A 6,888-nucleotide genomic window follows, 5' to 3' on the forward strand; every position below is an offset into this window, starting at 1 on the left:
CTTTTTTCCTGTTTTGCGAAACTTTTCGCAAAACAGGAAAAAAGAGGGGCCTCAGACTTTTCAGACACCCCAAGGGCGCAGGCACAATGCGCGCGCAACCACGGGTGCTATGACCGGTTGGGACTAACTATTCATGGACGCGAGGAACTCCTCGTTGTCTTTCGTGCCTCTTATGCGCTTTAGCAACTCATTCATGGACTCTTCCGCATTCATGTCGGACAGGTATTTGCGGAGGATGTACATGCGTTGAAGCACGTCGCGGTCGAGCAGAAGGTCTTCACGACGGGTGGAGGATGCGTTCAGGTCTATGGCGGGGAAGATTCGCTTGTTGGCCAGACGGCGGTCGAGCGTCAATTCCATGTTACCGGTACCCTTGAATTCTTCGAAGATGACTTCATCCATTTTGGAACCCGTGTCGACGAGGGCCGTGGCCAGGATAGTGAGCGAACCGCCGTTCTCGATTTTACGGGCGGCGCCGAAGAATTGTTTGGGCTTTTGCATGGCGTTGGCTTCGACACCACCGGAGAGCACCTTGCCTGAAGCCGGCGCCACGGTGTTGTGTGCACGTGCCAGACGGGTCAGGGAGTCAAGGAGGATCACCACATCGTGTCCGCATTCCACCAGGCGTTTGGCCTTTTGGAGGATGATGGTGGAGACCTTGACGTGTTTTTCCGCGGGTTCGTCAAAGGTGGACGCGACAACTTCGGCGCGTACGCTGCGTTCCATATCGGTGACTTCTTCCGGCCGCTCGTCGATGAGCAGGACGATCAGGTAGCACTCAGGATGGTTCTTGGCGATGGCGTTGGCCACTTCCTTCAGCAGCATCGTTTTACCGACCTTCGGCTGTGATACGATGAGCCCCCGTTGTCCCTTACCAATGGGGGTGAAGAGGTCTATGAGGCGGGTTGAATAGCTATTGCTGCCGTTGGAAAGGTTCAACTTTTCAAACGGGAAGAGCGGCGTCAGGTAATCGAAGGGAACACGGTCGCGTACTTCTTCGGGCGTCTTCCCGTTTATGGTTTCCACCTTGAGGAGGGCGAAATACTTTTCACCTTCTTTCGGGGGGCGAACCGTACCGTTGACGGTGTCGCCGGTCTTAAGACCAAACAGCTTTATCTGGGAGGGCGACACATAGATGTCGTCCGGGGAGCTCAGGTAGTTATAGTCGCTGGAGCGGAGGAAGCCATATCCGTCGGGCATCATTTCCAATACGCCCTCGCCTTCTACCACGCCGTCGAATTCGATATTGAAATTCGTGTCGCGGCGTTGGGGATATTGACGGGGCGTTACCGGGGTTTCTTCCAGGTTGGAGGGATCGGTTTCCTCGACCAGGCTCAGCATGTCGTTCTGCAGACGCGTCGTGTCGGGTGCGCCGTTTGCGTTTGCTTCGGCCCGGTCTGCGCGATCGCGGTTGTTGTTGTCGCGATTTGCGCGTTCGCCGTTTTCGGAGCGGTCATTACGATCGCGATCGCCTCTGTCCCGATCGCCTCTGTCCCGATCATTACGATCGCGATCATTTCTATCGCGGTCCCGGTGTTGTCCGCGGTCGCCGCGATGCGAGCGATCATTCTTATCTTCGGTGCGTTGTTCTGAGCGATCTTGTGAGGGCGCTACGGCTTCTTCGAGGGGAAGAGCGGTTTGCACTTCGTCTTTCTTTTTGCCGGGCTTGCGTCCGCGTTTGCCGGCTTCGGCAGCGGCGGCAGCGGCTGCTGCCGCAACCGGAGCCGCGGGGGATGCAGCTTGGGCGACCGCTTCTTTCTTTCCCTTCTGACCTTTCTTGTGGTCCTTTTTGGGAGCGGGTTCCGGTTCGTTGGATTCTACAAAGGCTTCCTCGGTGGTATTGCCTGTCGTGGCTTTTACGATGCGTTTGCGCTTGGGTTTGTCGCCGGCGTCGGGTTTCGTTTCGCTGGCCATGATTGCTTGTTTATCCAATATTTTATAGATGAGTTCTTGTTTGTCCAGTTTTTTAGAGCTTGGGATATTAAGCTGGTCTGCAATGTCGTGCAACTCAGGAACGAGCATGTCGTTCAGTTGAAGGATGTCATACATAAAGAGAAAACATTGAAATTTACTTCAGTTGGGTAACTCCACTGTCGAGTTCCGGGAGGGGCGGGACGAAAAGTGGGGGGTTAATGAAAATAGGTTTGAAAAAACGCTGGGTGAGTGGGCTTATTCAAGTGCAATTTTACAAATTATGCGTGGAAAACAAAAAAATTTTTCCACACTTAACGAATAATTGGGCTTTTGGGCGCTTTGTTTTAGGTTTGCCTTCTTGTATGTTACAGAAGAGAATAAAGATCAAAGACGCGCTGGCATCGGCGCCTGAAGGGCAGACAATTACAGTGATGGGTTGGGTCCGGACATTCCGGAGCAATCGTTTTATAGACATAAATGATGGCTCCACCAACGCCAATTTGCAGGCGGTTGTGGATTTTGAACGGGAGGATCCCGACCTGCTGAAACGCATTACTACCGGCGCCAGCCTTAAGGTTACGGGCGTCCTGATACCTTCACAGGGTAAAGGTCAACGGATGGAGCTAAAGGCCGACGCCATCGAGGTCCTGGGTGACAGTGACCCTGCTTTGTTCCCGTTACAGCCCAAACGGCACAGCCTGGAGTTCCTTCGCGAGATAGCGCATTTGCGCTTCAGGACCAACACCTTTGGAGCGGTCTTTCGCGTCCGGCACGCCCTGGCGTTCGCTGTGCATAAGTTTTACAACGACAAAGGATTCTTATACCTGCATACGCCCATCATCAGCGCTTCCGACGCGGAAGGCGCCGGGGAAATGTTCCGCGTTACCACGTTGGATATGGCCCAGCCGCCATTGACGGATGAAGGTAAGGTCGACTTCACCAAGGATTTCTTCGGAAAGTCCACCAACCTGACGGTGAGCGGACAGCTCGAGGGTGAACTGGGGGCCATGGCCTTTAGCGAGATATACACCTTTGGCCCCACCTTCCGGGCGGAAAACTCCAATACCGCTAGGCATCTGGCGGAATTTTGGATGATCGAGCCCGAGATGGCCTTTTATGACTTGGAAGATAACATGAACCTGGCCGAGGAATTTATCCGGTATATCATCGGATACGTGATGGAGCACAACAAGGAAGACCTGGAGTTCCTTGACAAACGGTTGGAGGAAGAGGAAAAGACAAAGCCTGAAGCAGAGCGCTCCGATATGGGGCTGTTGGCCAAATTGAGCTTCGTCCTGGAAAATCCTTTCGAAAGGATAACCTACACCCAGGCTATCGAAATCCTGTTACAATCCCCAGCCTATAAGAAGAAGAAATTCAAATACGACGTTAGCTGGGGCATTGATATGCAAAGCGAGCATGAGCGCTACCTCGTGGAAAAGCATTTCAAGCGCCCGGTCATCGTCACCAACTATCCCAAGGAGATAAAAGCGTTTTATATGCGTCAGAACGACGACGGCAAGACCGTTGCCGCGATGGACATACTGGCGCCCGGAATCGGGGAAATTGTGGGTGGCTCGCAGCGTGAGGAGCGCCTGGACAAGCTTATCGAACGCATGGAGGAGTTGCACCTACCCCTGGAAGAGATGTCCTGGTACCTGGACACGCGTAGGTTCGGAACCGTACCCCACGCTGGTTTCGGGTTGGGTTTTGAGCGGATGGTCCAGTTTGTCACCGGGATGGGCAATATCCGGGACGTTATACCTTTCCCCCGTACCCCCAATAACTGTGAATTCTAAAACGCACTTATGAATATACCATGCGTTGATCTTCAACAATTTAGTAAAGGGGGACCCAGGGAAAAGGCGGAATTCGTCGCCGGTCTTGGAAAGGCCTTTGAGGATGTTGGATTCGTTGCTGTAAAAAACCACGGAATTCCACAACCCCTGATTGATCGGATGTACCAGGCCGTGCAGTCTTTTTTCGCCCTTCCGCTTCCAAAGAAAAGGGGATATGAGATACCGGGCCTGGCAGGCCAGCGGGGATATACTTCTTTTGGAAAGGAGCACGCCAAGGGTTTTGACGCGCCGGATCTCAAGGAGTTTTATCAATACGGACAGGAGGTAGAAGACGGAGAGGCTGTGTCGGATCATTATCCGCCGAACGTTTCGGTACCCGAAGTGACGGGTTTTGATAATACGTTTCACAGCGCATACCGGGCTTTCGAGGCGTCAGGAACGTCCCTGCTCCAGGCGATAGCCTTGTATCTCGGGCTGGAGGTTGGATACTTCGATGGGTATGTGCACAACGGCAATTCCATCCTTCGCGCCATACACTACCCCCCCATTACGCAGGAGCCCAAAAGCGCGGTAAGGGCGGAGCAACACGAAGACATAAATCTGATCACCCTGTTGGTAGGCGCCTCGGCTGACGGGTTACAGATATGGACCAAACAGCAGGATTGGCTGCCTGTGACGTCCCTGCCCGATCAGATCGTAGTCAATGTGGGCGATATGCTCCAGCGGCTGACGAACAATAGGCTCAGGTCCACTACCCACCGGGTTGTCAACCCGCCCCGGGAGCTGTGGCACACGTCCCGCTTTTCGATCCCGTTTTTCCTGCATCCCCAAAGCGAGATGTCCCTGGCTTGTCTACCGGGTTGTATCGACGCGACGCACCCAAAGGCATATCCGGACGTCACCGCGGGGGAATACCTCGATGAACGTCTGCGCGAAATTGGTTTGAAGAAATAATTTTGTAAACGCTGCTGGTATGCTGGGTAGACACGGCGCCTTTTTACGGGCGGTATTCTGGTATAGCCTGACGGCGTTTGGTGGTCCCCAGGGTCACATGGGGATGATGATCAAATTGTTTGTTCGGAAGCGGCGGGACGTCACGGAAGAGGAGTTGCTCGAATACAGCGCCTTTTGCCAATTATTGCCCGGCGCCTCGTCGACCCAGACCGTTACGCTGATTGGGTATAAGAGGGGCGGCGTATCGCTGGCCATCCTTACCCTATTGATTTGGCTGTTGCCCGCCTGCGTGTTCATGGGCATATTTTCCTTTATCGTACAGTACGTCGACCAACGCGCGCTCCACCGGAATATCTTCCAGTTCCTGCACGCCATGGCCGTCGGCTTCCTGGCCTATGCCGCCACCCGGGTTTTCCGGATTGCCATAAAGAATACGATAACGAGGGTTATTATGGTCGTTGCCGCTATACTGACCTATGCGTTTTTCAAGTCCCCCTGGATATTTCCGATCCTCATAATCCTCAGTGGTATCGTCACCAACTTCAGCAGCAAGCGTATCCCGCAGGTGTCGAACGACCGGAAGAAGATACGGTGGACCAACATCTGGCTGTTCCTTTTGGTTTTTATTGCCGCCGGTTTTGTTAGCGAAACGGCGCGTAAGCAACAGTGGCCCGACCGGCGGGGCTACAACCTGTTTGAGAACTTCTACCGTTTTGGGAGCATCGTTTTTGGTGGCAGCCAGGTCCTCGTGCCGATGATGTACGAGCAGTTCGTCGTCCGGGACAAAACCCGCTATATGACAGGTGAGGAACTACTTACCGGCGCGGGTATGATGCAGGGCGTCCCCGGACCCACCTTTTCGGTTTGCTCCTACGCCGGAGGCATGGCCTTGCGTAGCTGGGGGCCCGCCGGGCAGATACTCGGTTGCGTCATCGGAGTGATAGGCGTGTTCCTGCCGAGTTTACTATTGGTGCTTTTCTTTTATCCGGTATGGCACAACCTTAAGAAGTACGCCGTCGTGTATCGATCCCTGGAAGGCATCCAGGCCGCGGTGGTGGGGATTATGGTGGCGTCGTTTTTTTATCTCCTCAAAGACGTCTCCATCCTGGACAACCGGACGGTGAGCTATGTAAATATCCTGGTGATCGTGTGCACGTTTGCGCTGCTCGCTTTCACAAAGATCAGGTCGCCGTATATAGTAGGATTGTGTCTCCTGTTGGGGTTGATCCTCCCGGTGTAATCACTTATAATAATGATTTTTCTCGATCTCCTCTTCCACGGCCCTGGGCACCAGGTAAGTGATAGGTTTCTTTTCAACCAGGAGCTGGCGGATGTGGGAAGCGGATATATCCAGGTATGGCGCTTTTACGATCGTCGTCCCTGCGCCGCTTGCCGCCGGCTCATTCACCGGAAACCCCGGCCTTTCATAGACATAGATTGGGTAATTCTCCAGGATAAACCCGCTGTTGTGCCAGTTCGGGAGGTTGCGGTAGCTATCGCTCCCCATCAGGATGGAAAAACGGTTCTGCGGGAGCTTCTCTTCGAGATAGGCCAGCGTTACGCTTGTATAGGATGGCTTTGGTAAGTGGAATTCGGCGTCTGAGGCTTTGAGACCGGGGTTATCGCCGATGCCCAGGCGGACAAGGTGCAAACGGTGGTACTCGTTCAGAAGAGTGGCGGAGGGCTTGAAGGGATTTTGAGGGGTGACCACGAACCACACCTGCTTGAGGGTAGTCTCATTTAGGAAGTGCTGGGCGATGATGAGGTGACCGGTATGTATGGGATTAAAGGAGCCGAAGTAGAGACCGATGTCCATCGAGGAGATTATTGCTTAAAGATAGCTTCATCCTTCATGACTTCGACCCAGATCATATCGGCTTCTTCCAGGCGAAGGCTCAGATTGTATCCGGCGATGGAGATGGAGATGGGGTCTCCCAGGGGAGCGACGAGATCGATGGATACCCATTCCCCAGGTACGCATCCCATTTCCATGAGCTTTAAAAAGATGTCGTCTTTGTCAAAGGAGTGGATAATCGCTTTCTGACCGACGGGAACCTGGGATAGTCTCTGGAGCATATTGCTGTAACTCTTTGTCACTGCAAAGCTACCTTTGTATCAAATTCTTCCATTTACGAATTGCGGAAATACCGCGACCCAACGGCATGATCCAGTTTTCAAATGCAGACGCCCAGGCGCCCCTCCGCGGTAGAAAGGCCTTGAA

6 protein-coding genes are annotated in these 6,888 nt (G+C 53.6%); 3 read left to right on the forward strand and 3 right to left on the reverse strand.

Annotated features, from left to right (window positions below; all coding sequences use genetic code 11):
• Positions 1-123 precede the first annotated feature (123 nt).
• Positions 124-2,049 carry a transcription termination factor Rho gene (rho, locus tag VL547_RS03565; RefSeq protein WP_325575266.1) on the reverse strand — a complete coding sequence of 642 codons (1,926 nt, stop codon included), beginning with the start codon at positions 2,047-2,049 and terminating at the stop codon, positions 124-126.
• 227 nt (positions 2,050-2,276) lie between these two features.
• Between rho and asnS the strand changes: the two genes are divergently transcribed.
• The 3 genes from asnS to chrA are packed head-to-tail and all read left to right on the forward strand — an operon-like array spanning position 2,277 to position 5,907.
• Positions 2,277-3,713 (forward strand): asparagine--tRNA ligase, encoded by a 1,437-nt coding sequence (gene asnS, locus VL547_RS03570; protein ID WP_325575268.1) that lies wholly within the window; start codon positions 2,277-2,279, stop codon positions 3,711-3,713.
• 9 nt (positions 3,714-3,722) lie between these two features.
• Complete coding sequence (locus VL547_RS03575) at positions 3,723-4,667, forward strand: isopenicillin N synthase family dioxygenase (protein ID WP_325575270.1); 945 nt, start codon at positions 3,723-3,725, stop codon at positions 4,665-4,667.
• Positions 4,668-4,686: 19 nt separating this feature from the next.
• Entirely contained in the window at positions 4,687-5,907 is a 1,221-nt protein-coding gene (chrA, locus tag VL547_RS03580; RefSeq protein WP_325575272.1) for a chromate efflux transporter, read from the forward strand.
• On the opposite strand, the gene nadD is transcribed toward chrA, so the two are convergent.
• Positions 5,908-6,483, reverse strand: coding sequence for a nicotinate (nicotinamide) nucleotide adenylyltransferase (gene nadD, locus VL547_RS03585; protein ID WP_325575274.1), 576 nt, complete (start codon positions 6,481-6,483; stop codon positions 5,908-5,910).
• An 8-nt stretch (positions 6,484-6,491) separates the two neighbouring features.
• Entirely contained in the window at positions 6,492-6,743 is a 252-nt protein-coding gene (locus VL547_RS03590; RefSeq protein ID WP_325575276.1) for a FeoA family protein, read from the reverse strand.
• Positions 6,744-6,888: the final 145 nt, after the last annotated feature.

It is taken from the genome of Dinghuibacter sp. (genome assembly GCF_035492835.1).
In the GTDB taxonomy this organism is placed as follows: domain Bacteria; phylum Bacteroidota; class Bacteroidia; order Chitinophagales; family Chitinophagaceae; genus Dinghuibacter.